Here is a 25088-nt window from a genome sequence, read left to right on the forward strand (position 1 = left end):
TCCCGTTAAGAGTCTGTTTTAAAAAAAGCTGTCCCAGAGGCCGTGTCTAATGAACGGCCTTCGGGACAGCTTTGTCGTGCCTTACTGCTTGTCTGAGAGAATCAGCACTCCGCGCCCGGGAACTGTAGTGGAGCCGCTGAACTTCTTCCCGGTAAGCAGATCGGTCCGCTCTAGGTTACCGATATCCGCACGAAGCTCATCTGCTGAATGGTTCAGCAGGAACAAATAGGATACGCCGTCCTTCACACGCTGAACGGACTCAATACCTTCCGGCGCGCTGACCAGCGGTGCAATGCCGTTATCGACGCACAGGTTAGCCAGGAAGCCGCGCAGGAAGGCCGCATCCGGGCTGGTGGCCACATAATAAGCCTTACCAGCGCCGAAGCTGTTCACCGTTAGGGCAGGCATACCTTTATAGAAATCCGCACCATACTGAGCGAGCACCTCTGCGCCTTCGGGATGAATCAGGTCGCAGAGCAGATCGCAGCTATATGAACGATTAAGTGATCCCCACTCCTTGTTCATCACGATCTCATTGCTCATGCCCGGCAGCAGGGCGTCGATCTCCTCAGCCCAGATGCCGAGCACCTTGCGCAGCTCTCCCGGATACCCGCCAACCGTAACCAGATCATTCTCATTGACAATCCCGCTGAAATACGTCGTAATGAAGGTGCCGCCTGCCTGGACGAAGGCTTCGACCTTCTCGGCGAAGCCCGGCTTCACCATATACAGCACCGGTGCAATGACAATCTTGTATCTCGACAGCTCCTCTTCAACGCCGATCATATCCGCTTCAATATTCTGCTGATAGAGCGCATCATAATACTTATGGACCTCGTCCACATATTTCAGTGCAACAGACGGGCCGCTGGAGAGATCAAGCGCCCAGCGGTTCTCCCAGTCGTAGATAATCCCGATCTGCGCCGCACTGCGTGCATCCAGCAGCTCGCTGCCCAAGCTCTCCAGCTCCCGGCCCAGCTCAGCACATTCGCGGAATACGCGGGTATGCTCATGCCCTACATGCTCAATGACCGCTCCGTGGTATTTCTCGCAAGCGCCGATGGACCGCCGCAGCTGGAAGAACAGCACGGTGTCAGCACCGCGCGCTACCGCCTGATAGCTCCAGAGGCGCATGACGCCGGGACGCTTCAGGGAATTGTACGGCTGCCAGTTCTGCTGGCTTGGCGTCTGCTCCATCAGCATGAACGGCTGGCCGTTCTTCAGGCCGCGCATAAGATCATGTGTCATCGCCGTATGGCTGACCGGCGTGTCCAAGTACGGATAGTTGTCCCAGGAGATCACATCCATATGTTTCGCCCATTCAAAATAATCCAGCTCCGGGTAGAAGCCCATCATGTTGGTTGTAATCGGAATGTTCGTGCTGTGCTGCTTGATGGCTTCGTACTCCAGCTTGTAGCATTCCAGCAGGCTGTGCGACATGAATCTCCGGTAGTCCAGAGAAATTCCCTGGAAGTTGGTCCGGTTACCGCCCCACTCTTCACTGAGTTCATTCGGAACAACGATTTCCTCCCAGTCATAGAAGGTATGGCCCCAGAACCGGGTGTTCCAGGCTTTGTTGAGCGCATCCAGCGTTCCGTAACGTTCCTTCAACCAGACACGAAAAGCAGCCTCGGACTGCTCGGAGTAATCATATCCCCCATATTCATTGGAGATATGCCAGGCCACCAGGCCCGGATGATCCTTATAGCGCTCAGCCAGCTTACCGGCCAGCAGGGCCGCATATTTGCGGTAGACTGCGCTGTTCGGGTTGGAGTTGTGGCGGCCGCCGAATTTACGCTTCCGGCCCTGAACATCCACGCGGGTGACCTCCGGATAGCGGTGAGCCATCCAGGCCGGATGTGCCCCGGTACCCGTAGCCAGACATACATAGGTGCCGTTCTTATATAAGCGGTCGATTAACTCATCCAGACCACTGAAATCGTACGTATCCTCAGACGGCTGAATCAGCGCCCAAGAGAACACATTAATGGTTGCTACGTCTATGCCCGCGAGCTTGAACATCCGCTCGTCCTCCGCCCAGTCCGGGGCCTCCCATTGCTCCGGGTTATAATCTCCACCGTACCAGATCTTAGGTAATTTCTCGTTGATCACGCTACGCACATCCTTTATAGTATAAGTATATTCTTATTTTAATCGCTACCTCTATCGCTATAAATATAATATTAATGAATTGGAATATAATAATATGGAACACCAGGAGATGAACCGAAATGTCACTGGATACCGTCCGCAGAATCGTATTCGCCCAGGAGAGCGGCCAGCTGCTCCCCATCACCCTCGACAGTATGGGTTATAACCCTGATCAGGAACAAGTCTCCCGGCCGCAAGGCTATCACACCTATCACTGGCTGCAGACGGCGCATGGCGGCGGGATGATCCACTTCGACAACAAGAAGCTCACACTCACCGAAGGCAGCGGCATTCTGCTGATGCCGGGGACACCGCACCGCTATGAAGCACTCTCCTCAGAGACTTGGCGCACCTATTATCTCACCTTCGGCGGGACCTCAGCCCGGCATATTCTGGATTCGCTCGGGATGAACACCAGCCTGTTCTACCGCTGGGAGAGCGGGGCGCCGCTGAGCTCGATGCTGAAGGAGATGCTGGACCGCCACGATACTTCGAATGACATGTTCAGTCTCGGGGAATCCAGCGATGCCTACCGTTTCCTGCTGACCCTGAACAAATACGGGCAGCTGCATAACAACACGGCCATCTCCCGCAATGTGGACAAGCTTCAGCCGCTGCTGAAATGGATGGACAGCCATTATGGTGATCCCGAGGTAGGCCTCAGTGATCTCGCCTCCCGGCTTGAGGTGTCCGGCAGATATCTGAACAGCCTGTTCCTGCAGACCTTCGGGCTATCGCCTTATGCTTATTTCGTCCGGCTGCGCATCCGCAAGAGCAAGGAGCTGCTGGTTGCGAATCCCCAGCTTACCGTTAAGGCCATCTCGCAGCTGGTCGGCTTCCGCGATGTCAGCCATTTCGTAGCCACCTTCCGCAAGCAATCGGCGGTTACGCCGGAGCAGTTCAGGAAGCTGCACTAACTCCTGAACATACAGAGACGGATACCATCCACCTAAGTGGGGTATCCGTCTTTTGCGGCACGAATATAGGATCTTATCCTACGTTTATGACTTCACTGCTGCCCGTTACTCCACAGGACCGCTGCCGTCCTGCATCCTGTCTGTCCCGCTCACCGCTTCCGGCAGCCCTGCCTTCAGCTCTTCGATGAACTCCCGGAACGCGCTCGTCATATAGAGGTCGCGCCGCCGGATGAATACTGTCGGCACCTCCGCATACTTCTCGGGAAACGGATAGATCCTTATCCCCTCCGTGACATTCATCCGGGTGAAATAGGATAACGGCAGCACCGCATACCCTATTCCCGCCCTTACACAGCCGAGTAATCCCTCCATCGTCCCGAACTCCATCATCTTACCCAGCCGTCCGCCCTCTTCCGCCAGCCAGCTCTCCAGCTTGTTCCGGTACAGGCATTCTGAATTCAGCATCAGCAGGGTCTTGTCATGAACAGAGAGGATGCCCTGATAATCCATACTATCGGGAATCACCAGCCCGATCCGTTCGTGGATGAGCAGCTCCTGGACAATCTCCGGGTGCTCCACCGGCCCGTCCATAAAGGCCCCCTGGACTTGATGCTGCAGAACCGACTCGATCAGCTCCCCCGCCCGTCCGACCTGCAGCTGCACCTCCACCTCCGGGTAGCATCCTCGGTAAGTGGACAGGATAGCAGGCAGCCGCACTGCCGCCGTCGTATCCGAGCCGATGGTAATCAAGCCTGTGGGCACCGGCGAATCCAGCACCGCCAGCTTCGCCTCATCCAGCAGATTAAGAATCTTGACCGTATACTCCATGAACGTCCGTCCGGCCGAGGTCAAGGTAATTCCCCGGCTATGCCGGTAGAACAGCGGAGTCTTCAGCTCCTGCTCCAGTTGCTGGATTCTTGCCGTTACATTGGACTGCACATAGTTCAGGCTTTGGGCTGCCTTAGAGATACTTCCTTCTTCGGCAACCGCCAGAAATACTTTGAGAAGACCCGTATCCACGCCGTATCGCTCCCCCCGGATCACCCATCAGCCGCAGTGATGGCCTCCATCATTTCCCTTCATTATACATGATCCGATACACCGTTTATGATGGAAATATAACAGGAATGCGAGACCCCGACTAAAAAATTGCTAGGAGTGAGAGCAGTGGAAAACAAAAAGTGGAAGTTCCAGCTGCCCGGTAATCCGGATGGCATAGAAATAGCTATCGGTACAAGTGAAATCAGAACTGTCCATGACCTCCTAAGCCGGTTCCGCCAAGAGGAGCTTATGGCGGCGCAGAAGCAGCAGGCCGAGAGACGGAAGCCACAGCCGAAAGCTCCTGTGGTCTCCCTGGCCTCCCGCATGCAGGAGAAGAGACGACACCCTACTGCCTGACTCCAGCTTCCTGCAGGCCAGAGCTTACAGCTTGCAGAATCTGAACAGCAAAAGGCGGAAGCATGACGGTTCCAGTCTCCAGATTGCCGGTTAGCGCGCTGCGGTAGTGCTTCTCCAGCCGGATGCTCTGAGCCGTCCGGCTGAGGTTCAGCAGGAACAGCAGCTCCCGGTTCTCTCCTGTACGCTTGAAGGCCTGAACGCCCTCCGGTAATTCCGCGAACTGCTCAAGCCCTGCGTCCAGCGCGATATCACCCAAAAGCTTAAGCCAATAATCCTCCCCGGGATCGGTTCCGATATAATATACCTTGCCCGCCCCGAAGCGGTTAAGTGTAGCCGCAGGAACTCCGGCATAGTAATCATTTTCATACCAGGCGATCGGCTCCGCTCCCTCCAGACAAAGAATGTCGCACCAATGGCTGCATGCATACATATTCCCTTCAGCATCACGGAGCGTATGAATCTCGTCTCCAACCGGATCATACTCCTCCACCGTTATGCCGGCCGCACGTGAGAACAGCCCGGGAAGAGGCTGCATTACACAGATATTATTCATGTTCTTCACACCGCTTCGGCTCATCAAAATGACTGTGCCGCCGCCGTCCGCAAAGGATTCCAGCGCCTGTGCCGCCTCTTCATCATGCAGGTACAGGCTCGGGACGATAACCAACTTGTAGCCCTCCAGCGGCTGACGCCAGTCCACCACATCACAACTGATGCCACGCTTGGTTAACGCCCGGTGATATTGCTTGATGTTATCATAATAGTCCAGCCCCTCCGCCTGGGGCTGAATCCGCAGCGCAGCCAACTGCTCGTGCGAATACAGGATAGCCGTCTGACTCATGACTCCGGTCCCTTCCAGCAGCGGAGCCAGAGCATTCACCTCACTGCACAGCTGCCCGAATTCGGCAAATCTCCGCCCGGGCACATTGCTGTGGTCGATGAGGCCGTGCCAGAACTGCTCTGCTCCGGCGGCTGCGCTTCTCCAGCGGAAATGCACCACGGTATCCGCACCTCTGGCAATCGCCTGCCAGGCATATGCACGGATCAGGCCGGGATACGGAGTGCGCCACATCGGGAACCAGCAGCCCGGAGGGCCGCTAAGCTGCTCCATGATCCAGAAGCCCTGGCGTTTAATTCCGCGGGTCAGATCCAGGGATAAGGCCCCGCTGTATGGTGCAGTGGCCTGTTTTTTAGGCGAAGGATTCGGATAGTAATCGAAGGCCGCCACATCCAGCTCCTCTGCCAGCCCGTGCATGTCCAGCCGCTGCGGATAACTGTGAAAGTTATGGGTGATAAAGTGATGTGGGCAGATCGCCCGCAGCATATCAATCTGCGACTTCTGGAAGGCAATCACTGAATCCCATTGGAACCGCTGGAAGTCCAGCAGCAGCGAAGGGTTCTGAAAAGGTGAAGCGCCATAAGGAACCGTCAGTTCACTCCAGCTGCTGTAGCTTCCGCTCCAGACCACGGTTCCCCACTCCGAATTAAGCTGTTCCAGCGTCCCGTACTTCTGCTGAACCCAGTCCCGGAACGCCAGGTTGCAGCTGTCACAGTGGCAATCCAGCATACTGAATTCGTTATCCGTCTGCCAGCCGATAACTGCAGGGTGGCTGCTGTACTGGCGGGCAAGCGCCTCAATAATCCGGCTGCCATGTTTCCGCAGGGAAGCGCTATTATAACAGCGGTGGCCGCGCACGCCCGGATGGAAGACGCCGCCGTCCGCGAGTACAGGCAACACATCCGGGTAAGCGGAGGTCAGCCAGCGCGGCGGTGTTGCTGTAGGCGTCCCGATCACAATCTGAATCCCGTACGCATGGAACAAATCCAGCGCCCGGTCCAACCAGGCGAAGTCAAAGCTGCCGTCCGAAGGTTCCAGCCGGCTCCAGGCAAATTCCGCTACCCGGACAACCTTGACCCCGGTTTCCTTCATTAACTTGATATCCTTCTCCCACATGGACTCGTCCCAATGCTCAGGATAATAGTCGACACCGATTTGCACGTTGCTGTAATCATTCCGCTCCCGAATTGTGCCCAGCTCCCTCTTATCGTAATGTACAAGACTTTGATTCGAGTATACCTCAATCACCAGTTAGCCGAAAACCATAAAGGACGCCCCGCCTCACCTCATTCACTGAGATGGGCATGAGCGTCCCGGCCAAACCACTCTATCCAATCTGTTCCCTTTCAGATTATTTCTTCAGCTTATCCCAGGCAGCCTGCATGCCCTTCTCCCAGCCGGCTTCATCCACTTTGCCGGCAATCAATTCCTGAATGGAGCTGGCGAATTCCTGTGTAACGCCATCAGGGAATTTGGATGCCTGCAGCCCGTAGACCTTGCCTTCCTTTACATAATTCCAGACATCCGCACCCAGCAGACCGATATCCTCAGGGGTTGCCGGAATGGTGGACAGTGCAGGAATGAACTTCCATTTCTTCACGATATACTCTTTCCCCATATCCGAAGTGACCAGCCAGTTCAGGAACGTCTTCGCTTCTTCCTTGGAGCCGGATTCCTTGTTCACTACCAGGTTCGCCGGAACACCCACCGACAGCTTATCGTTCATCGCCGCATCATCATTGATTGGCATCGGGAACATCCCGATGTTCATGTCCGGCGTAATGTTATCTACCAGTGTCTGTGCCCAGTTGCCTTCCTGCATCATAGCCGTTTCGCCCTTGGCGAACAGCGCCAGGTGAGTGTTAGCATCCGTGGTCAGAGGATTCTTCTGGCCGTATTTTACCGTCAGGTTCAGCAAGTTGCTCCAATCCTTGAACTTCTCATTCCCTACGATGGATGCGGTTCCGTCGTTCAGACCCTTGATGAATTCATCCACATTATCCTGCTGTGCAAAAGCTACGCTAATCCCCTGAATCCCCAGCAGCCACCATTCCTGATAAGCGTTGCCGAACGGAGTTACTCCACTCGCCTGCAGCTTTTTAGCTGCTTCTTCAAGCTGGGAAATGGTTTTTGGCGTCTCTGTAATCCCGGCCTTGGCGAACAGGTCCTTGTTGTATACATAACCGATTCCTTCAAGGTTCATTGGCATCCCGTAGGTTTTGCCGTCCTTGGTCATAGGTTCTGCTGCAAGTGGAATCAGATCCTTCACCCAAGGCTGGTCGGACAGGTCTTCGAGTTTGTCCTGCCACAGTGCCATTTCCGCATAACCGCCATTGGAGAAAATATCAGGCGCATCGCCGGAAGCGAATTTGGTCTTCAGCGCTGCACCATAGTCTGCGCCGCCACCCACGGTCTGGATATCCAGCTTGATGTTAGGATGCTCTTTCTCGAATTCCACCTTCAGCTCATTCAGGCCTTCCACGATCTCGGTCTTGAACTGGAAAATCTTAACCGTCTTCACAGCGCCGCTGTTGCCAGCGCTTCCATTCGAAGCATTATTTGAGGCAGACTTATCGGCATTGCCGCCGCAAGCCGCGAGCACTACTGACATTAGCATTACGGATGACATCATCAGTGCAGACTGTTTCTTCTTCATTGGATATTTCCCCCTTGAATAATTTAACTGCTTTTTATGTGGAACGGGAGCCCGGTGAATTAACCCTTCACCGAGCCAGCCGCTATTCCCTCAACAATGTAACGCTGCATGAACAGATAGAAGATGACGATCGGGGCAATCCCGATGGTCAGTGCCGGAAGCGCCATATCCCACTGCTTCGTATACTGGCCGAAGAAGGAGAAGGTCGCCAGCGGAATTGTCCGCAGTCCGGGTGCCTGGAGAATCAGGGATGGCAGCAGATAGTCATTCCAGATCCCCAGCGCATTCAGCACGATAATGGTCATCAGCATCGGCTTCAGGAGAGGCAAAACAATCCGGAAGAACGCCGAGACCGGGTTACAGCCATCCACCGTGGCCGCCTCTTCAATCTCCAGCGGTACGGACTTGATGAAGCCATGGAACAGGAAGATCGCCATTGGAATGCTGAGGCCCAGATGGGAGATAATGAGACCTGTGAAGGAGTTGTTCACGCCCAGGACATTCACAACCTTCAGGATCGGAATCATGATTGTCTGGAACGGAACCACCATCGCCGCTACCATCAGCAGCAGCAGGATCTGGTTGAACCGGTTATTGGCACGCACCATCCGGTAGGCCGCCATCGCGCTGAACAGCGAGATAAGTGCCACACTGATGATCGTAATGATCAGCGAGTTGCGGAAGGCTTCGGAGAACCGGGCCAGCTTCCACGCATTCGCATAGTTCTCCCACATGAAGGCCTGCGGCCAGCTTGCCGCATCGCTCAGAATCTCGCCGAAGGATTTCACCGAGTTCGCCAGCAGGAAGTAGAACGGAGAGAGGAACAGAAGCGCCAGAAGGATCATAATCACTTCAATGCCGATATTCCATCTGCTTTTGGTCTTGGCATTCATTAAGCTTCTACCTCCTTACTCTTCGTTATACGAACCTGAATGATCGTGATCAGCGCTACAATGACGAAGAATAACAGCGCCTTAGCCGTACCCAGACCATAACGGTTGTTCAGGAAGGCTTCGTTATAGATGTTCATCGCTACGGATTCCGTCGATTTGAACGGTCCGCCTTTGGTCAGCGAGAGGTTCAGGTCGAACATCTTGAAGGACCAGGAGATCGCCAGGAACAGCCCGATCGTAACCGCAGGCATAATCAGCGGAACGATAATGTTGCGCAGTACCTGCATCCGGGAGGCGCCGTCAATCTCGGCAGCTTCGAGCACCTCTTTGGAGACGTTGCTGAGCGAAGCGATGTAGATGACCATCAGATAGCCGGAGGACTGCCAGATGAAGACCATGACAATCGCCCAGAAGCCGGTGGTCGCATCCCCGAGCCAGGGAAGGTTGAAGAAGGACAGGCCCGTAAGATCGCCCATCGTGGCGAAGCCTTTGATGAAGATGAACTGCCAGATGAACCCGAGCAGCAGGCCCCCGATCACATTCGGCATGAAAAAAATGGTCCGGAGCATATTGCGTGTCTTCAGGGGTTTGGTCAACAGATAGGCCAGGAAGAAGCCTACTATGTTAGTCAAGATCACACCCAGCACGGTGAATCTCACGGTAAACCAGAAGGATGACCAGAAGTCGTGATCATTCGTAAAAATACTTTTAAAATTCTCAAAGCCGACCCAGCTCACATTACCGGATACGCCGTTCCAGTCCGTGAAGGAGTAGTACATCCCCATCAGAAACGGAATAATCATGATCAAGGTAAAAAACAATAATGCCGGGCCAACGAAAAATACCTGCTGACCAAACTGGGACAATTTATTGCCGCGCATGTTATGGCCCCCCTTTCTTTTACTCACTCACTTGTTTATGATCTAAAGATATTATCTGTTTTTTGCAGAGCCTCTTACACCTACGCAAGTGATCTTTAGGGTGTAAAATATTGACCTGGATGTGACCCGCCCCATGAAATGGACCAGTATCCGCACGAAGCTGATCGTCTTCCTGCTTGTGCCCACCTTAATCTGCATTATGGCTACAATGTATGTCAGCTATTCCCACACCACCAAGTCACTGCGGGACCGGGCGGTCGAGGAGAACAAGAATCTGCTCTATCAAGGCTACAAGAACATTGACAGTCTGCTGCAGGAGCTCAACCGTCTGTCGCTGAACGTGTATTCTGACGGCGATTTCTACCGGCTGCTTGAAGCAGGGTACGACGATCTGTCCTCCGATATTGCCATCTATAACTCGCTCAGCTATATCTCCACCTCCCTGCCCCACCTCTCACAGGTGTACTTATACAGTGTGAAAGATTCGAAGGCTACGCTGATTACGGACAATACAACACCGAAGCGCTGGCTGGCTAGTGCACCCTACCACCAGTCCAGTCTGAGCGGAAGCTCCCCGGTAAGCGTGCAGAGTACACATCTGAGCAACGCTTACGGGCTGAGGCTGCCGTTAACGCAGTTTATACCGGAGCCGGTTTTTACGCTGCACCGCAGAATTGAGCGTATCCCTACCTCGCAGGCGCTAGGCTATCTGTCAATTGATGTGAAGCTGGCAGCCCTCAGTGAGATTGTGGACCAGCTGTACGAGCAGGATCAGGAGAAGCTCTACCTGGTGGACAGCAGCGGCAGGCTGGTCTACAGCCATGATTCCGGGCTGCTCGGCAAACCGCTGAATGCTGATTGGTATAACACTCAGATTGCGGACAGTACGCAGTTGCAGGGTTATTTTGAACAGGACAGCTCTGTATTCATCTATCAAAAAATCGACAGCATCGGCCTCGGCTGGACGCTCGTCAAGCAGATTCCCGTCTCCTACCTGTTCCGCGAGGCCAAGGAGGCCGCCGCGATCAACCTGCTCCTGCTGGCGCTGCTGCTGGTGACGATCATTGTTCTGACGATCCTCGTCTCCTTCCGGATTACCGCGCCGATCAAGCAGCTGACCCGGTATATGAATCAGGTCCAGACCGGGAATCTCAACATTGAGATCCGCCCGGCGGGCAACGATGAGATCGGGGTGGTCACCGAGCATTTCCGCAGTATGATGGACACGATCAACAATCTCATTCTGCGGGAGTACAGACTGGAGCTGGCGAGCCGGACCAATGAGCTGAGGGCGCTCCAGTCCCAGATTAATCCGCATTTTCTGAACAACACTCTCCAGATTATCGGTACGCTGGCCCTGGAGCTGAAGGTGCCGCAGATCTACGGCTTGCTCTCGGCTCTGGCCAAAATGATGCGCTACAGCATGTACAATGATGAGAAGGTGGTGACGGTCCAGAATGAGCTGGATCATGTCAAAGCGTATATCCAGCTGCAGAAGGAGCGTTTTGAGAACAAGTTCAGCTTCCGCTGTGAAGTGGAGGAGCCGCTGCTTCGGGCGCTGATGCCCAAGATGATTCTGCAGCCGATTGTGGAGAATTACTTCAAACACGGCTTCCAGCTTGACCGCCAGGACGGATACATGGAGATTAACGTGGCCGGGCTAACCCCGGAGCGGATGGAGATCAGCATCGCCAACAATGGTCTCCCCATTCCCGCAGGACGGCTGGAGGCGTTGCGCAAGGAGTTGGAGCAGTCCAGCACCGCTGAAGAACGGGAGCTCCTGCAGAATGCCGGACAGGACAGCCCTAGCAGACGCGATGCACCGGGCGCGGGCATCGGCCTCGGCAATGTGCTGGCCAGGCTGCGGCTGGTTTGCGGCGATAATGCCCTGCTGACCGTGGATAATCTGAAGACAGGCGGGGTAATCATCCGCCTTGAAATCGATATTGTAGTGGAGAGTGAACGGATATGAAGGCACTGATTGTAGATGACGAAGCAAGAGTCCGGAAGGCCGTCCGCCTGCTGGTGGACTGGGAGGCCCATCAGATTGAGGAGATTCTGGAGGCGGGTAACGGCAATGAGGCCATCGGTCTAATCCGCCAGGAGAAGCCAGCGCTGGTCATTATGGATATGATGATGGAGTCCGGGAGCGGCCTGGAGCTGATGACCTGGGTGGATGAATTCGCAGGCAGCACCAAGTTCATTGTGGTCAGCGGGCATAATGATTTCGACTTCGTCCGCCAGACCGTCCGCCATGGCGGCATCGATTATATCCTGAAGCCGATTGACCCGGATATGATTAACAGCGCGGTCTCCAAAGCAGTATCCGCCTGGCGGGCCGAGGAGGCGGAACGCAGCCACCGCCAGCACCAGAGCCTCCGGCTGAATGAGATCAAGCCGATCTTCGGGGAGAAGCTGCTGTCCGCATTGATCGACGACAAGGTGAATGCCGAGGCCTCGCTGCGCCGCCTGATCCATGACAGCATCATTCCGCCGGACATTAAGATTTCGCGTCTGCTCCTCGTGCAGACGGACAGCGGCAACAATCCGCTGCTGCGGCGCTTCGGCGGTGACAGCGAGCTGCTCTACTACGCCATCGTGAACATCTGCAACGAATTTCTGCAGCAGCAGGGCACGGGCATCGCGTTCCGTTATTGGGGCGGGCCGCCGGAGATTGCCATCCTGCTCTGGGAGCCGCATGAATCCGTCACTTCGCTGATTAGCCGGATGAATCAGGGCATCTTCCTGACGCTGCAATTCCGCATGCATTTCGGAATCAGCACGCCGGGCGCCTTCCCCGCGCATCTGCCGGCGGGACGCGCCGAAGCCGCCGAAGCCCTGCTGCGGCGGAATCTGCTCAGGCATGAGGATTACTGCCATTTTGCGGGTGCGGAGGCGCTGCCGGGCGCGGGGACAAGCATGGGAGCGGGCTCGGTGGCAGGCGGGGAGACTGATGTGGGTGTGATGACGGGCGGGAAGCCAGGCTTGGGTGCGGTGACAGGCGGATTGACTGGCACGGGAACGGGCGAGGTAACAAGCCGGAAGTCAGGTGCGGGTGCGGCGACAGGCGGATTGACTGGCTCGGGAACGGGCGAGGTGACAGGCCGGAAGTCAGGTGCGGGTGCGGGGCCGGGGTGGGTGACTGGCAATGGTGCTGGCGCAGTGACGGGCAGGAAGCCGGGGACGATACCCGGCGGGAAGCCGCGCGATAAGCGGGAGACCGCAGTCCCGCTGAGCTTCGCCGATGTCCAGGAGGACTGGCGGATGGCGGTCATCAGCGGGACGCCCGAGGCCCTGACCGCAGCGGCGCAGCACTGGACTCAGGAGCTTAGCCGCCGGGGGGTGGTTACCCCGCAGATGCTGAACGACTGGAAGGCCAATGCGCTGCTGCTTCGCTCCCGGCTGGTCCGGGAAGCGCTTGGCAGCCAGGCAGCCAACGTACTGGCTGAGCTTGAGCACGGGGACCAGCAGAACCCCTCTCCGCAGCCCAGCGGCTATTCCTTCTCCCTGTTCGCCTGGCGCGATTGGTCCCTTGCCTTCATGCAGCAGTTATCCCGGGCGCTCACGGACAGACAGCAGAAAGAGCGGAACCCGATGACGGAGATCGTAAAATACATTGAGCAGAATTACCCCTCCGACCTCTCCCTTCAGGAGGTGGCGGGCAAATTCCAGGTCAGCCGCGAGTATGTCTCACGCCGGTTCAAGCAGGAATACGGCATCAACTTCTCCGACTACATCGTCAGCGTCCGCATCGAGAAGGCCAAGCTGCTGATGCAGAATCCGGGCCTCAAGCTGGCCCAGATCTCGGAAATGGTCGGCTTCCACGACGTCAAATACTTCAGCAAGGTCTTCAAGAAGCACACCGGCCATTCGCCGAAAGACTACCGGGATCAGGCGGAGCATTAAGCTCCGTCTGGGTGGTATGTGAATGCTGATTACTGGGGGAGAATGTATTCGGTTTTTCGCCTACATTTGCTCCGGTTACTTCACCCTTTTAGTCCTCCATGGCTCTTCACCCATCCACAGATGAAGAGCTGATGCTCTACTAACTTACTGGAGTCCGTTTGCTGTTAAATTTCGCTAACCTCTGTACCACGCCAGAAAAGCCGCCGCCACTGCCTTGCCCGCCGCACCGTTCGGATGCGGGTCGAACTCGTCGCTCATATACTCCGGCTTGATCCGGTGGTCAGCAGGAACAGCAACAGAGAGCACGGCCGCCATGTCGAATACGCGGTCCACTCCGGCCGGAAGACTCATGCGGATACATTCATTCACTTTTCGCCAATGGGTCTCACGCTCGCCCTCGAAATTGAAAGGCGGCACCGTGCTGAGAATTACCGCTGCCTCCGGCTGTGCTTCCTTGATCCGGGAGATAATGTGTGCGAGGTCCCCCAGCAATTCCTCTGCCGAGCGTTGGCCGATATCCAGATCATTCACGCCCAGCACGATTAGCACTTCATCCCCCTGCTGCGCCTTATGCAACCAGGGACCATCCGTGGCTACATCGTAGGCCCGGCCCCAGCCGGAGCCGATATTCCACACTCCATACTCTGTACCCAGCCCCTCCGCAATTCTTGCCGCCCAGTGCGCATATTGGTCCTTGGCGGTCCGCACCCCCTGCGTGATGGAATCGCCCAGGAATACCAGTCTCTTCACCACTTGCTTCTTGTAACCCAGGAAGCTTGGCAGCACCTGGAGCTTATCCGATTCACTGAACCCCGCCGCTGACTCCTGCGCTGCCTGTGTACCCGGCGCATCGTAGCCGGAGACCAGCATTCCCTCCACATTGAAGGGGAATGACTTGCCTGCGCCAGCCGTCTTCAAGGTCCAGGTGAAGGCCAGCATATGGCCCTCCCGCAGCTCCAGAAGCGCTTCGTCGCTCCAGAACTGCTCACCCGGCTTCACACGCCGCGACAATTCGCCGCCAAAGGTAACCGGCACCTGCGAGCCCTGCACAATGCTGCCGTCCGGCGCCGCTCCGCCATCGGCGAGATATGCCGCCTCGATGCTCCACTCGCCGCCCGGTTCACTGGCTACGGCATCCGCGCCCAGGTCCCAGGTCGAATCCACCGCGTTGCTGTGCCAGAACTCCAGCGTCAGCTTGCCGTTCTCCCGCAAGCGGATATAGGTGCGGTACGTATGGGTGAACGGCTCCGGCGCGTTCATAATATAGTTGGCGGCTGTAGACAGCGCGGTGGCCGAGGTGAACTCCGGCTGGCTCAGTACTCCGTTTGGACTGTTCTCAATATTGTTCATAGTCATCGACTCCTCTAATCTGATGCGACTTATGCTGACAGTACCTTGTCACTCCTTAGGCAATCCTTCGATACCTCTTTGGCACTCCTTCGGAGAATGTAATCGAAAAAACTGATCACATTTGAACCGGACGCGTCACGTAGGCCGAATATAATCGAAAAACCGATCACATTTGGACTGGACGCGTCACGTGGGCCGAATATAATCGAAAAACCGATCACATTTGAACCGGACGCGTCACGTGGGCCTAATGTAATCGAAAAACCGATCACATTTGAACTGGGCTCGCCACGTAGGCCGAATGTAATCGAAAAACCGATCACAATGGCACTGAGCACGCCACGTGGGCCCAATGTAATCGAAAAACCGATCACATTTGGAATGGGCACGCCACACGGGCCCAATGTAACCAAAAAATCGATCACAATGGCACTGATCCCCAAAAAGCTCCCCGATCCAGGAGACGAATGTCCCCTGTCATCAGAGAGCTTGGTTACTTAAGGGCACAGCCATAGGCTAAGCCAGCGTGCAGGTGTGTTAATTCGGTCTATAGTTGTGTTAATTCAGTCTTGCGTGTGTGTTAATTCCGTCTATAGTTCACTTATTTCAGCGTAATCGTGAACGTTACGGACTTCTCACCGGCGCCCACTTTCACTGTAGTCTCATCTACCTGCTCCGCACCTTCCACGGAAGCGATAGCGCCGAGATCCTTCACCGCCAGGGTGAATGCTTTGCCGCTGCCTTCGACAGTTACTTTTACAGCACTGCCGCTGCGTACAGCTTCTACCTTCAGCTCAGGAGCGCCGTGGATATCGCGCACAGTCGCCACAGCAGACTTCCCGTCCTCCAGGGAGTACAGGCCGAACTTCACGCCGTCTGCAAAATCATAATCCGGACGGCTGTCCTCGCTGCCCACAGCCAGCAGAGTGTTCGGCCGAACGAACAGTGGCAGGCTGAAGAAGTCATGCTTCTCCTTGCGCCATGCTCCGCCCTGTACGGTCTCACCGTTCAACAGGTGTGTCCAACGGCCGGCCGGCAGGTAATACTTCACTTCGCCGTTCTCCTGGAAGATCGGAGCGACCAGCAGGGAATCGCCCAGCATGTACTGGCGGTCCAGCACCTCACAGGTCGGATCTTCCGGGAACTCCATCACCATGGCCCGCATCGAGGCCCAGCCCTGCTCATGTGCCTGTCCGGCTACATCATACAGGTACGGCATCAGGCTGCACTTGAGCTTGGTGAAGAAGCGGGTAACGTCCACGGCTTCATCGTCATACGCCCAAGGCACACGGTACGAGGTGCTGCCGTGCAGACGGCTGTGGCTGGAGAGCAGGCCGAAGGCCAGCCAGCGCTTGAAGACATGCGCCGGAGCGGTGTTCTCGAACCCGCCGATGTCATGGCTCCAGAAGCCGAAGCCGGACAGGCCGAGCGACAGGCCGCCGCGCAGGCTCTCTGCCATGGATTCATAGTCAGCATAGCAATCGCCGCCCCAGTGAACCGGGAACTGCTGGCCGCCAGCGGTAGCAGAGCGTGCGAACACGGCAGCTTCATTTTTGCCGAGCTTCTCTTCCAACACCTCGAATACAACCTTGTTATACAACTGGGTATAATAGTTATGCATCTTGTATGGATCGGAGCCGTCGAAATAGACCACATCCGTCGGAATCCGCTCGCCGAAGTCCGTCTTGAAGCTGTCTACGCCCATATCCACCAGGTCGCGCAGGTAACCGGCATACCATTCACAAGCCGCAGGGTTCGTGAAGTCGACCAGGCCCATTCCCGCTTGCCAGAGGTCCGTCTGGTAGACGTCACCGTTGGCTTTTTTGAGCAGATAGCCGTTCTTCCGGCCTTCTTCAAACAACGGGGAGCGCTGTCCGATATAAGAGTTGATCCAGACGCAGATCTTCAGCCCCTTGTCGTGCAGACGCTTCAGCATCCCCACCGGGTCCGGGAACACACGGGAATCCCACTGGAAATCCGTCCATTGATATTCGCGCATCCAGAAGCAGTCGAAGTGGAACACATGCAGCGGCAGATCGCGCTCCGCCATCCCTTCCACGAAGGAGTTCACGGTAGCTTCATCGTAGTCTGTAGTGAACGAAGTCGTCAGCCACAGGCCGAAGGTCCAGGCCGGAGGCAGCGCAGGCTTACCGGTCAGGGAGGTGTATTTGGTGATGACCTCTTTAATCGTCGGCCCTTCAATCACGAAGTATTCCAGGCTCTCTCCGGCTACGCTGAACTGGGCCTTCTTCACCTTCTCAGATGCAATCTCATACGAGACGAGTTCCGGCTGGTTCACGAAGACGCCGTAGCCCTTGCTGGTCACATAGAACGGAACGTTCTTGTACGCCTGCTCGGAGCTTGTACCGCCGTCTTTGTTCCACAGATCGACCACCTGGCCGTTTTTGACAAAAGCCGTGAAGCGTTCACCCAGGCCATACACGAATTCGCCGACGCCTAAGTCCAGCTCTTCACGCATGAAGGTGTTGCCGTCCTGATCCGTGATATAGGCCATTGATTTGTAACCGCTGCCGGTAATACGCTCGTCGCCGCGGTAGAAGTCCACCGACCAGTGTGTGCCCTTGTTGATGACTACGCGGAGTCCCCCGCTGATCAGCACGGTCTGCGCTTCGCTCTCTTCCACCTGAACATGATCGCCGGTTCCCTCAGTCAGCTCAAACGAAGGTCCGCGTGGAATAACGCCGTCATTATGAATAATTTTGACGCCTACCACGCCCGGAAGCGGGGAATGGAATTTCACCGTCAGCAGTGTGGAGTTGAGTGTCGCCGAACGTCCCGTGATGGGAGTCGTCTGCGTGATGGCGGTTAGGCCTTCTTCAGTTTTTTCTACTACATAGTTCTGCACTGCACCATTGATTGTAATTCCGTCACGAACCAGCCATAAGCCGTCTGTAAATTTCATATGTGCACTTGCCACCCTTCGATTTGGTGTATATAGTTGCATTATACCGATAATAAAATCTCAAAACTAATAATATATAGCTCATTTATAACACTATTTTGACGTAATCAGACAAGGAGGCCCCTAATGGACCGTACCTCGCAGCGCTTGCTCAAAGAAGACCGCGAACACGGGGATGTCATGTTCCCCCTGGCTGCCTACTGGATCGACCTTCCCGCCGGAGCGCATGTCCTGGACACCCACTGGCATGAGGAAGCCGAGTTCTTCCTGCTGCTGGAAGGCGAGATTCTGTTTCAGGTGGACACCGACTATTTCACGCTTCGCCCCGGTGAGGCCGTATTCATTGAATCCGGGGATATCCATGCCGCATACGCGCTTACGGAGACCCCCTGCCGCTTCTGCGCCCTGGTCTTCCACCCCGACCTGCTGGCCAGCGCCCAATATGATACCATCCAGCAGAGTGTTATTCTGCCGCTTCAGGAGAAACGCCAGAGCTTTCCGCGCCACCTCACCCCTTCTGTTCCCTGGCAGGCGGAGCTGCTGCTGCATCTGAACCGGATGATGAACGCGTATGATCAACAAATGGCCGGATTCGAAGCTTTTATGAAAGGGACCCTGCTGATTATGCTCTCGCAGATTGCGCAGCCGGGGCGCTTCGTCAACCACAGCCAGTCCGAAGGCGCGGAGCCCACGAAGATTGACCGCCTGAAGCGGGTAATTCTCTATATCCAGGACAACTACCAGGAGCCGATCCGTACCCGTGACCTGTCGGGGCTGATTCCGATGAGCGAAGGGCAATTCTGCCGTTTTTTCAAAAGCATGACCCGCAAGACGCCCGTCGATTACATCAACTCCTACCGGGTCCGCCAGGCCGCAGCCCTGCTGAAGCAGGGAGACCGCAAAATCTCCGATATTGCCATGGATGTCGGCTTCGACAACGTCAGCTACTTCATCAAAGTGTTCCGCAAAGTCATGAATTGCTCGCCTTCGGAATTCCGCAAGGACGCCGGTCCCTTCGCCGGGCAGAGCCAGCTTTATCCGTAGGCTGAACCCCGTCCTATACTTTTTCCTGCTTACGGATGCCCGGATACGTTTAAGTTAGGGTATGGATGACCACGGCACCTGCCGCTTCAGCGGTGGCCTAGTGGCTCATTCCGGTGGACATGCCGTTCCCCACTAATCTACTTAGAGGAGGCAGATATTCATGAATCAACATGTTACCTTGCCAATTGAGGTACAGGACTTCTACAATGCAGTGAACCAATACCAGCCTGACGCTCTGATCGAATTGTTCGCTCCCGGCGCTACCGTGAAGGATAACGGGAAGTCGGCCGAAGGCACAGAGGCTATAGCGGCTTGGGGAGAATCCGAGCTGTTCTCCGCTAAGGTCCGCTTTACCATTATGGAAATTGAAGAAATCCAGGGCCGCATTGCGGTGACCGCTGAGATGGAGGGGGAGTTCAATAAGAACCGTGTTCCCGCCCCGCAGCAGTTCACCCATGAATTCAAGGTACAAGGCGGCAAAATCAGCGAGCTAATCATCACGCTTAAATAGGCTTTTATGAAGCAAAAAAAGAAATCGTTCCTTCGGAAGATTGGGCTGCCGCCCAGCCCTTTCAAAGGAGCGATTTCTTTGGTATGAGACAATCATCCGGGAAGGCAAAAGACAGCCGGAATTGTCCATCGTTAAGCGCAGCCTCAAGGCTGCCTCCCTGCTTCTCCACCAGTTGCTTCACAATGGCGAGGCCTAGGCCGAGCTGGCCGCTTGACCGCGAAGAATCGCTGGTATACGTCCGCTGGAACAACCTGGGCAGATCCTGCTCTTGGATATGCTCCGTTTCATTGGCGAACTTCAGCTTCACATGCTGCTGTTCCGTATAGAGGGAGACAGTCAAGCGGTTTTTGCCGTACCGGAGCACATTCTGCAGCACATTGGAGAAAATGCGGATCATGGCTTTCTCATCCAGCGGGATGGCCTTGACGTTCTCATCCAGATGAAGCTGCACCTCGATGCCCTTCTGCGTAAGGTCCGGATGAAACGCCAGAATCACCTCACTCAGCAGGCTGTAGAGATAAACCGGCTGACTGTCCAAAGGAGTGTCTCCCGAGTCGATACTGGACAATTCATAGAATGCTTCTACAATATTGTTCATGACCGCCATCTTATGCATGATGATCTCCATATATTGCTGCCGCTCTGCTTCGGAAGCAAGGGGATCCTTCAGCAGATAGGCATATCCCTGCATGGATGTAAGCGGAGTCCGCAGATCATGGGACAGATTGGCGATCTCTTCCTTCACGGCGTGCTCTCTCGACTGGTGGATCACCCGCTCTCTCTGGCGCTGATCCAGCAGCCGGTTAACAGCCACGATGAGCCGCTCCATCTCCTTCCCGGGCAGAGGCAGCTTGACATGCAGGTGCTGCAGGGAAGACGACTCCCACTCCGTCAATTGCCGCCGCACTTGAATCATACTCTGCCGTTGCAGCAGATACACAAGGAGTATACATACAGCAGCTAGAGCGGCAATGATGACTATAGCAAGATACATACGTCTTCCCTCCTTAGCTGCACCTGTTAGAACTCTTCCTTGTTGAACAGATACAACCCTAATTGATAAAAAAACAGCGTATATACCATTCCTGTAATCCAAGGCTCCCATGCGGGATAGGTCCCCACTTCGTAGGCATTGAACAAATAATAAGCAGGGCTATGACTGTGAAGCCATACTGCCCAGGCATATCTGCCTTTCAGAGCACCCAAAATCAAGTAGGGCAGGAAATAGATCAGCAGGAACACGGTAGATATCTGTGCATTCTTGTTCATCACAGCGTTGATACAGAAGTAGGTGGTTACACCAGCAATCATAATAGGCAGCATGCCAAGCAGCATCTGGCAGTATTCAGTAAGCGCATATTCATAGCTGCGCAGCAGCAGCTTCGAACCAAGCAGGACAGAGATCCCGACCAGAACGAGCGCGAACAGCAGGAAGCCGGCCAGTGTAACCAGCAGCTTGGCGGTGTAGATCGAGCGTCTGCTGAAGCCGTAGGCTACGGTATTTTTGAGCACATGCTTGTGATCTCCCATCAGGACCCCGGTAAAAATAGACAGCAATGCGAATACCACAGGCATCATTGACAGCACATTACGGTAGAAGAAGCGCTCATTCCCATAGGGAAAATCCGGCACAGACTGATGAAAGACCATGAGTGTTATAGCGGCACCGGCCATTAACACCGCACAGAGCAACCCGTAATAATAATAGTTCTTGGTGCGGACAAAACGGTACTGCTCACTTTTCATCAGATTAAGCATGACGCTCACCTCCCAGCAGCCCCAAGTAATATTCTTCCAGATCCCCGCCGGTGGCTGCAATGGAGAACACGCTGACGCCCTGGGCATGAAGCACCCGGTTGAGCTGATCGGTCTTATCCATACCGCCGGAGAGCAGAATCCGGTGTCCCGGCAGGATCCGGTAAGGGATACCCGGGAAATGCTTCTCCAGAATGGTAGACGCCTTGCCGCTGTTATCCACAACAATCTCTACATTTCTTCTGGTCTTATGCAGCAGTTCTTCTGCCGTCAATTGCTCCACGATCCGCCCCTGGTCCATGAAAATATAACGCGTGGCCACACTCTGCAGCTCAGACAATACGTGACTTGAGATGAGAATTGTGACCTTCTTCTCTTCATTCAGCGTCTGCAGGAGCTGGCGGATCTCCGCCTTCCCCTCCGGGTCAAGGCCATTGGTCGGTTCATCCAGAATCAGCAGCTCGGGGCGGGTCATCAGCGCAAGCGCGAGTCCCAGCCGCTGCTTCATCCCGAGGGAGAAGGCTTTGAATTTCTTGTTCGCGGCATGAAGCAGATTGACATCCTTAAGCGCCTGCTCGATGGAATCCTTACCGGCCAGACCCCTCTGCTGGCGGAAATACTCCAGGTTCTGCCTGGCTGTGAAGTCCGGGAAGAACGCAGGCTCTTCAATCATCGCCCCGATGCTCCGGCGTCCCTTCCGCAGACCGGCGTCATCCCGGTGTCCGTAGAGCGCAATCGTGCCTGCCGATGGAAACACCTGCTCTGTGATACATTTGAACAGCGTGGTTTTACCTGCGCCATTTTTACCGATCAGTGCGGCAATATCCCCTGACTCAATCTGCAGGTTAATATCCCGGAGCGCGTAAGCTTCCTGATAGGTCTTATTGAGCGCCTTAATCTCCAATATACAATGCATCATCGTTAAGACTCCCTTGCCGTTTGATAATTCCATTGTATAAAGAACACTTTTAATAAGCTTTAAGCAAAGTCTTAAGAAAGTTTAAAGAATTCCCCGTTACACCAGCTTGAACCCGATGCCCCAAATCGTGCGGATATACTCCTCTTCCGTGACCCCAGCCATTTTGGCACGCAGATTGCTGATATGTACATTAATGGTGTTATCGTCCCCCAGGTAGGTGCCGCCCCAGATTTGCCGGTACAGCTCGCTTTTGGAGAAAATATGATCAGGCCTCGACAGAAGCACCGCCAGAAGCTCAAATTCGTATTTGGTTAAAGCCAGGACCTGGCCGTCCAGCATAACCTCCCGCCGCTGCTTGTCCATGACCAGCCCGCGTACCTTGAGCAGCTCTCCATCAGGACCTGCGGCAGGCGCATATTGCAGCCGGCGAAGCTGCGCGTACACTCTGGCCATCACCTCCTCCTGGTCAAAGGGCTTGGTGATGTAGTCGTCCGCTCCCAGACGCAGCAGACTCACCTTGTCCTCGAGCGTGCTTTTGGCCGAGATTACAATAATGGGTACGATAGACTGTTCACGGATCTGCGCAATCAGCGATTCGCCGCTCATGCCTGGCAGCATCAGGTCCAGGAGGATCAACTGGTAGTCTTCAAGCGACATTCTGAGGGAGGCTTCGCTCCCTGAGAATGCAGGCACGGCCGTCAGTCCTTCACTTATCAGCATGCGGCACAGCAGGCGGTTAATGTCGGCATCATCTTCTACTACAAGTACGCTGAGATTAGCATTGTTCACTTTAGCCTGCCTCCTTACGGATCACAATAAAGCAGGTGCTGTCCGGCAAAGGCACCGCCTGCCCGTTATCGTCCATGATAACCACTCTGTTTTCCAGCGCCTCCGTGTATCCCTCCTGCAGGTAATGACGGAAGACCTCTATCTTGGCCCGGTCCCCCAGCGTCTGCTGAATGAATGCGGTGTACTGCGAGGGTGTGAAGTAGCCGAACTGCTCCTGAACCTCATGAATGTAGGCTTCCTCCCCCCAGGTGTAGGTATAGAGGAATTCCATCGCATCATTCACCGGCATCAGAACCTCGTGTTCGCCCAGCTGTTCATAACGGATATTCCGTCCGGCAAAATCCTTCGCGTACCGCTCCAGCCACGCCATGCCGTCCGCCTCCAGAAGCTGTACCCGCCGCAGCTCATCCTCCGGCTCACTCATTATGCCGTCGCGGATAATGATCGTCCCGCCGTCAGCCAATACCTCGAAGGCACTGGTCAGGGCTGCCGCTACCGTGCCGTGATTGAACTTCCGGCCGTCCAACGGCACATAGGAATACAACTCATGCAGAATGGATGAGAAAATCACCGTGTCCACCGTGCCCGGCTCCACATAATCCTTCAGGTTCAGCGCATCGCCCTGGAGCACCTCCCAGCGGCGGCCTTCCCGCTGCTTGCGCTGCCGCAGCACTTCAATCACATTGCTGGAGATATCAATACCCACTGGCACTGCCTCCGGCATCCGCTGCTCGATCAGGTCCAACAGCACCCCGCCGCCGGGGCCGATGTCCAGCACCTTCCGCCCGGTAACGTAGTCCAGAATCACCGCCTTATAATCTGCCGTATCATTCATCTGGCTTAAGTAGGTGTCCTCATTGTGGAAGCGGTCGAAAGCATCCCGCCGCAGATCGAACAGGTCGAACAGCAACAGGACCGCCCGTTCATACAGCGCTGACTTCTCGGCCTCCATACAGAACTCAATCAGCTTCTCCGCTGCCGCTGAGAACTCGAACTGGAAGAACAGCGTATCCGGCAGATGCTCCTTACCCCGCAGCGTGTGCGTAAGATGCGGGTTGCTGCCGGAAGGCTTCACGCCGCTGTAGATCTCCTCCCAGCTCAGCTCCGAGAGATACTTTTCAATAATCCGTTTCTTATAGACGTTGATCTTCTTGCTGCCCTTATAGTCATAATGAATACTGTTCATGACCGCCTCGAAGCTCAGATGGCTCAGATGGCTTAGCTGAAGCGGGCCGCTGCCGGCCACCAGACTCATGACCTTCAGGAACTGCTCCAGCGAGAAGGTCTGGAGCGCCGATTCCACATACCAGAAGGTGGCAGGCTGCAGCGGCTCCAGCGCAGCAGGGAGGAAGCCCTCCTGCACCAGCCCGTCCCACTCCGTCTCGTAATCCTCCCCCTGCGCAATGGACCCGGCGCGCATTCTCCGCAGACGTTCCTTCATCGGGACTTCAGGCTGCAGATGCCCTGAAGCAATTACAGCAATCAGCTCCATGGCCTGCAGGCGGACCTCCTGCCACAGCTCCGGGGATACCGCAGCAATGATGCAGTGATTCAGTGCGAACAGCAGCCGCTCCAGCTCCTCTGCGCCCAGCATGCCGTGCTCCACCAGTCCGGACAACGGAAGATTGACGGAAGGCGGAACCTCGCCGCGGATTTGCTGTCCAATCAGCCCATGCGTCTCGATCAGCGTATGTATGACCCGTCTCTTCTCCGCAGAGCCTGCCTCGTCCTGCTTCATAACTTCTGCGTACCTCCGGTACAACTCTGCGGAGCCGATATTATGAACGAAAATATTAATGCCCTCTTTCTGCCAGCTCCGCCGCTGCCGGAGAGTCCCGCCCTTAGCCGTCTCCGACCAGATCAGCGTCTCCTCGGCCAGCTCCTTGATCCAATACGACAGCGGCAGACTGTCCAGCACCCGCAGACTCCGCTCTACATAATCCAGCACCGGATTCTGCTGCGCAAGCGACTGCAGCGATTCTACCCGCTCCAGGTTCACAATCGTCTGCTCTGCCTGCACGATGTACTCCAGCCACGGATAGACTTCTCCGGCAGGCCATTCTCCTTCACGATACGCCTCTATAGCCCGTAATGATTTCAGCATTTGCATGCCTCCCTATGTAATAGCAATCTATATACAATAGCCCATGTGCTTCA

General features: G+C 55.4%; 19 protein-coding genes. 6 read left to right on the top strand and 13 right to left on the bottom strand.

What is annotated here, in order from left to right; genetic code table 11:
- Positions 1 to 81: 81 nt before the first annotated feature.
- Positions 82 to 2112, bottom strand: a complete 2031-nt coding sequence (locus tag MHH78_RS31895) for a beta-galactosidase (RefSeq protein WP_341170057.1) — start codon at positions 2110 to 2112, stop codon at positions 82 to 84.
- 119 nt (positions 2113 to 2231) lie between these two features.
- Here MHH78_RS31895 and MHH78_RS31900 point away from each other — a divergent pair, with 119 nt between their 5' ends.
- Positions 2232 to 3068 (top strand): AraC family transcriptional regulator, encoded by an 837-nt coding sequence (locus MHH78_RS31900; protein WP_051478505.1) that lies wholly within the window; start codon positions 2232 to 2234, stop codon positions 3066 to 3068.
- A gap of 105 nt (positions 3069 to 3173) precedes the next feature.
- Here MHH78_RS31900 and MHH78_RS31905 read toward each other — a convergent pair whose 3' ends face one another.
- Entirely contained in the window at positions 3174 to 4088 is a 915-nt protein-coding gene (locus MHH78_RS31905; protein WP_341170058.1) for a LysR family transcriptional regulator, read from the bottom strand.
- Positions 4089 to 4235: 147 nt separating this feature from the next.
- On the opposite strand from MHH78_RS31905, the gene MHH78_RS31910 reads away from it, so the two are divergent.
- Positions 4236 to 4466: a hypothetical protein gene (locus MHH78_RS31910; protein WP_076078884.1), complete on the top strand. Its 231-nt coding sequence runs from the start codon at positions 4236 to 4238 to the stop codon at positions 4464 to 4466.
- Here MHH78_RS31910 and MHH78_RS31915 read toward each other — a convergent pair.
- The 4 genes from MHH78_RS31915 to MHH78_RS31930 form a co-directional block, all read right to left on the bottom strand.
- A complete protein-coding gene (locus MHH78_RS31915; protein ID WP_341170059.1) occupies positions 4456 to 6552 on the bottom strand; it encodes a beta-galactosidase in 2097 nt (698 codons plus the stop codon). The genes MHH78_RS31910 and MHH78_RS31915 overlap by 11 nt on opposite strands.
- A gap of 103 nt (positions 6553 to 6655) precedes the next feature.
- Positions 6656 to 7960 carry an ABC transporter substrate-binding protein gene (locus MHH78_RS31920; RefSeq protein ID WP_341170060.1) on the bottom strand — a complete coding sequence of 435 codons (1305 nt, stop codon included), beginning with the start codon at positions 7958 to 7960 and terminating at the stop codon, positions 6656 to 6658.
- Between the two features lie 59 nt (positions 7961 to 8019).
- The gene (locus tag MHH78_RS31925) at positions 8020 to 8853 is read right to left on the bottom strand and encodes a carbohydrate ABC transporter permease (RefSeq protein ID WP_340944013.1); all 834 of its coding nucleotides are present in this window, start codon (positions 8851 to 8853) and stop codon (positions 8020 to 8022) included.
- Positions 8853 to 9734 (bottom strand): carbohydrate ABC transporter permease, encoded by an 882-nt coding sequence (locus tag MHH78_RS31930; protein WP_341170061.1) that lies wholly within the window; start codon positions 9732 to 9734, stop codon positions 8853 to 8855. The genes MHH78_RS31925 and MHH78_RS31930 overlap by 1 nt, the downstream gene beginning before the upstream one ends.
- 133 nt (positions 9735 to 9867) lie before the next feature.
- Here MHH78_RS31930 and MHH78_RS31935 point away from each other — a divergent pair, with 133 nt between their 5' ends.
- Positions 9868 to 11706 carry a sensor histidine kinase gene (locus tag MHH78_RS31935; RefSeq protein WP_341170062.1) on the top strand — a complete coding sequence of 613 codons (1839 nt, stop codon included), beginning with the start codon at positions 9868 to 9870 and terminating at the stop codon, positions 11704 to 11706.
- On the top strand, positions 11703 to 13640 hold the full coding sequence (locus MHH78_RS31940; RefSeq protein WP_341170063.1) for a helix-turn-helix domain-containing protein: 1938 nt from the start codon (positions 11703 to 11705) through the stop codon (positions 13638 to 13640). Before MHH78_RS31935 ends, MHH78_RS31940 begins: the two co-directional genes overlap by 4 nt.
- Before the next feature lie 174 nt (positions 13641 to 13814).
- Here the strand turns inward: MHH78_RS31940 and MHH78_RS31945 are convergent, their stop codons facing one another.
- Positions 13815 to 14990, bottom strand: a complete 1176-nt coding sequence (locus MHH78_RS31945) for an SGNH/GDSL hydrolase family protein (protein WP_341170064.1) — start codon at positions 14988 to 14990, stop codon at positions 13815 to 13817.
- A 601-nt stretch (positions 14991 to 15591) separates the two neighbouring features.
- Positions 15592 to 17913, bottom strand: a complete 2322-nt coding sequence (yicI, locus tag MHH78_RS31950) for an alpha-xylosidase (RefSeq protein ID WP_341170065.1) — start codon at positions 17911 to 17913, stop codon at positions 15592 to 15594.
- Between the two features lie 126 nt (positions 17914 to 18039).
- Between yicI and MHH78_RS31955 the strand changes: the two genes are divergently transcribed.
- Together MHH78_RS31955 and MHH78_RS31960 are read left to right on the top strand one after the other, a co-directional pair.
- On the top strand, positions 18040 to 18957 hold the full coding sequence (locus MHH78_RS31955) for an AraC family transcriptional regulator (protein ID WP_341170066.1): 918 nt from the start codon (positions 18040 to 18042) through the stop codon (positions 18955 to 18957).
- A gap of 160 nt (positions 18958 to 19117) precedes the next feature.
- On the top strand, positions 19118 to 19468 hold the full coding sequence (locus MHH78_RS31960; protein ID WP_051494108.1) for a nuclear transport factor 2 family protein: 351 nt from the start codon (positions 19118 to 19120) through the stop codon (positions 19466 to 19468).
- Between the two features lie 61 nt (positions 19469 to 19529).
- On the opposite strand, the gene MHH78_RS31965 is transcribed toward MHH78_RS31960, so the two are convergent.
- The 5 genes from MHH78_RS31965 to MHH78_RS31985 form a co-directional block, all read right to left on the bottom strand.
- Entirely contained in the window at positions 19530 to 20462 is a 933-nt protein-coding gene (locus MHH78_RS31965; RefSeq protein ID WP_341170067.1) for a sensor histidine kinase, read from the bottom strand.
- Positions 20463 to 20488: 26 nt separating this feature from the next.
- Entirely contained in the window at positions 20489 to 21226 is a 738-nt protein-coding gene (locus tag MHH78_RS31970) for an ABC transporter permease (protein ID WP_341170068.1), read from the bottom strand.
- On the bottom strand, positions 21219 to 22142 hold the full coding sequence (locus MHH78_RS31975; protein ID WP_341170069.1) for an ABC transporter ATP-binding protein: 924 nt from the start codon (positions 22140 to 22142) through the stop codon (positions 21219 to 21221). The genes MHH78_RS31970 and MHH78_RS31975 overlap by 8 nt, the downstream gene beginning before the upstream one ends.
- A gap of 96 nt (positions 22143 to 22238) precedes the next feature.
- On the bottom strand, positions 22239 to 22931 hold the full coding sequence (locus MHH78_RS31980; RefSeq protein WP_341170070.1) for a response regulator transcription factor: 693 nt from the start codon (positions 22929 to 22931) through the stop codon (positions 22239 to 22241).
- Position 22932: 1 nt separating this feature from the next.
- Entirely contained in the window at positions 22933 to 25035 is a 2103-nt protein-coding gene (locus MHH78_RS31985) for a class I SAM-dependent methyltransferase (protein WP_341170071.1), read from the bottom strand.
- Between the last annotated feature and the right edge of the window lie 53 nt (positions 25036 to 25088).

Source organism: Paenibacillus sp. FSL H3-0333 (assembly GCF_038002805.1).
GTDB lineage: Bacteria > Bacillota > Bacilli > Paenibacillales > Paenibacillaceae > Paenibacillus_AQ > Paenibacillus_AQ silagei.

Bases quoted from the DNA above. Each gene is read 5' to 3' on its own strand.
- MHH78_RS31900 (WP_051478505.1), top strand. From the start codon at position 2,232: ATGTCACTGGATACCGTCCGCAGAATCGTATTCGCCCAGGAGAGCGGC.
- MHH78_RS31920 (WP_341170060.1), bottom strand. From the start codon at position 7,960: ATGAAGAAGAAACAGTCTGCACTGATGATGTCATCCGTAATGCTAATG.
- MHH78_RS31925 (WP_340944013.1), bottom strand. From the start codon at position 8,853: ATGAATGCCAAGACCAAAAGCAGATGGAATATCGGCATTGAAGTGATT.
- MHH78_RS31930 (WP_341170061.1), bottom strand. From the start codon at position 9,734: ATGCGCGGCAATAAATTGTCCCAGTTTGGTCAGCAGGTATTTTTCGTT.
- MHH78_RS31935 (WP_341170062.1), top strand. From the start codon at position 9,868: ATGAAATGGACCAGTATCCGCACGAAGCTGATCGTCTTCCTGCTTGTG.
- MHH78_RS31940 (WP_341170063.1), top strand. From the start codon at position 11,703: ATGAAGGCACTGATTGTAGATGACGAAGCAAGAGTCCGGAAGGCCGTC.
- MHH78_RS31945 (WP_341170064.1), bottom strand. From the start codon at position 14,990: ATGAACAATATTGAGAACAGTCCAAACGGAGTACTGAGCCAGCCGGAG.
- yicI (WP_341170065.1), bottom strand. From the start codon at position 17,913: ATGAAATTTACAGACGGCTTATGGCTGGTTCGTGACGGAATTACAATC.
- MHH78_RS31955 (WP_341170066.1), top strand. From the start codon at position 18,040: ATGGACCGTACCTCGCAGCGCTTGCTCAAAGAAGACCGCGAACACGGG.
- MHH78_RS31960 (WP_051494108.1), top strand. From the start codon at position 19,118: ATGAATCAACATGTTACCTTGCCAATTGAGGTACAGGACTTCTACAAT.
- MHH78_RS31965 (WP_341170067.1), bottom strand. From the start codon at position 20,462: ATGTATCTTGCTATAGTCATCATTGCCGCTCTAGCTGCTGTATGTATA.
- MHH78_RS31970 (WP_341170068.1), bottom strand. From the start codon at position 21,226: ATGCTTAATCTGATGAAAAGTGAGCAGTACCGTTTTGTCCGCACCAAG.
- MHH78_RS31975 (WP_341170069.1), bottom strand. From the start codon at position 22,142: ATGATGCATTGTATATTGGAGATTAAGGCGCTCAATAAGACCTATCAG.
- MHH78_RS31985 (WP_341170071.1), bottom strand. From the start codon at position 25,035: ATGCTGAAATCATTACGGGCTATAGAGGCGTATCGTGAAGGAGAATGG.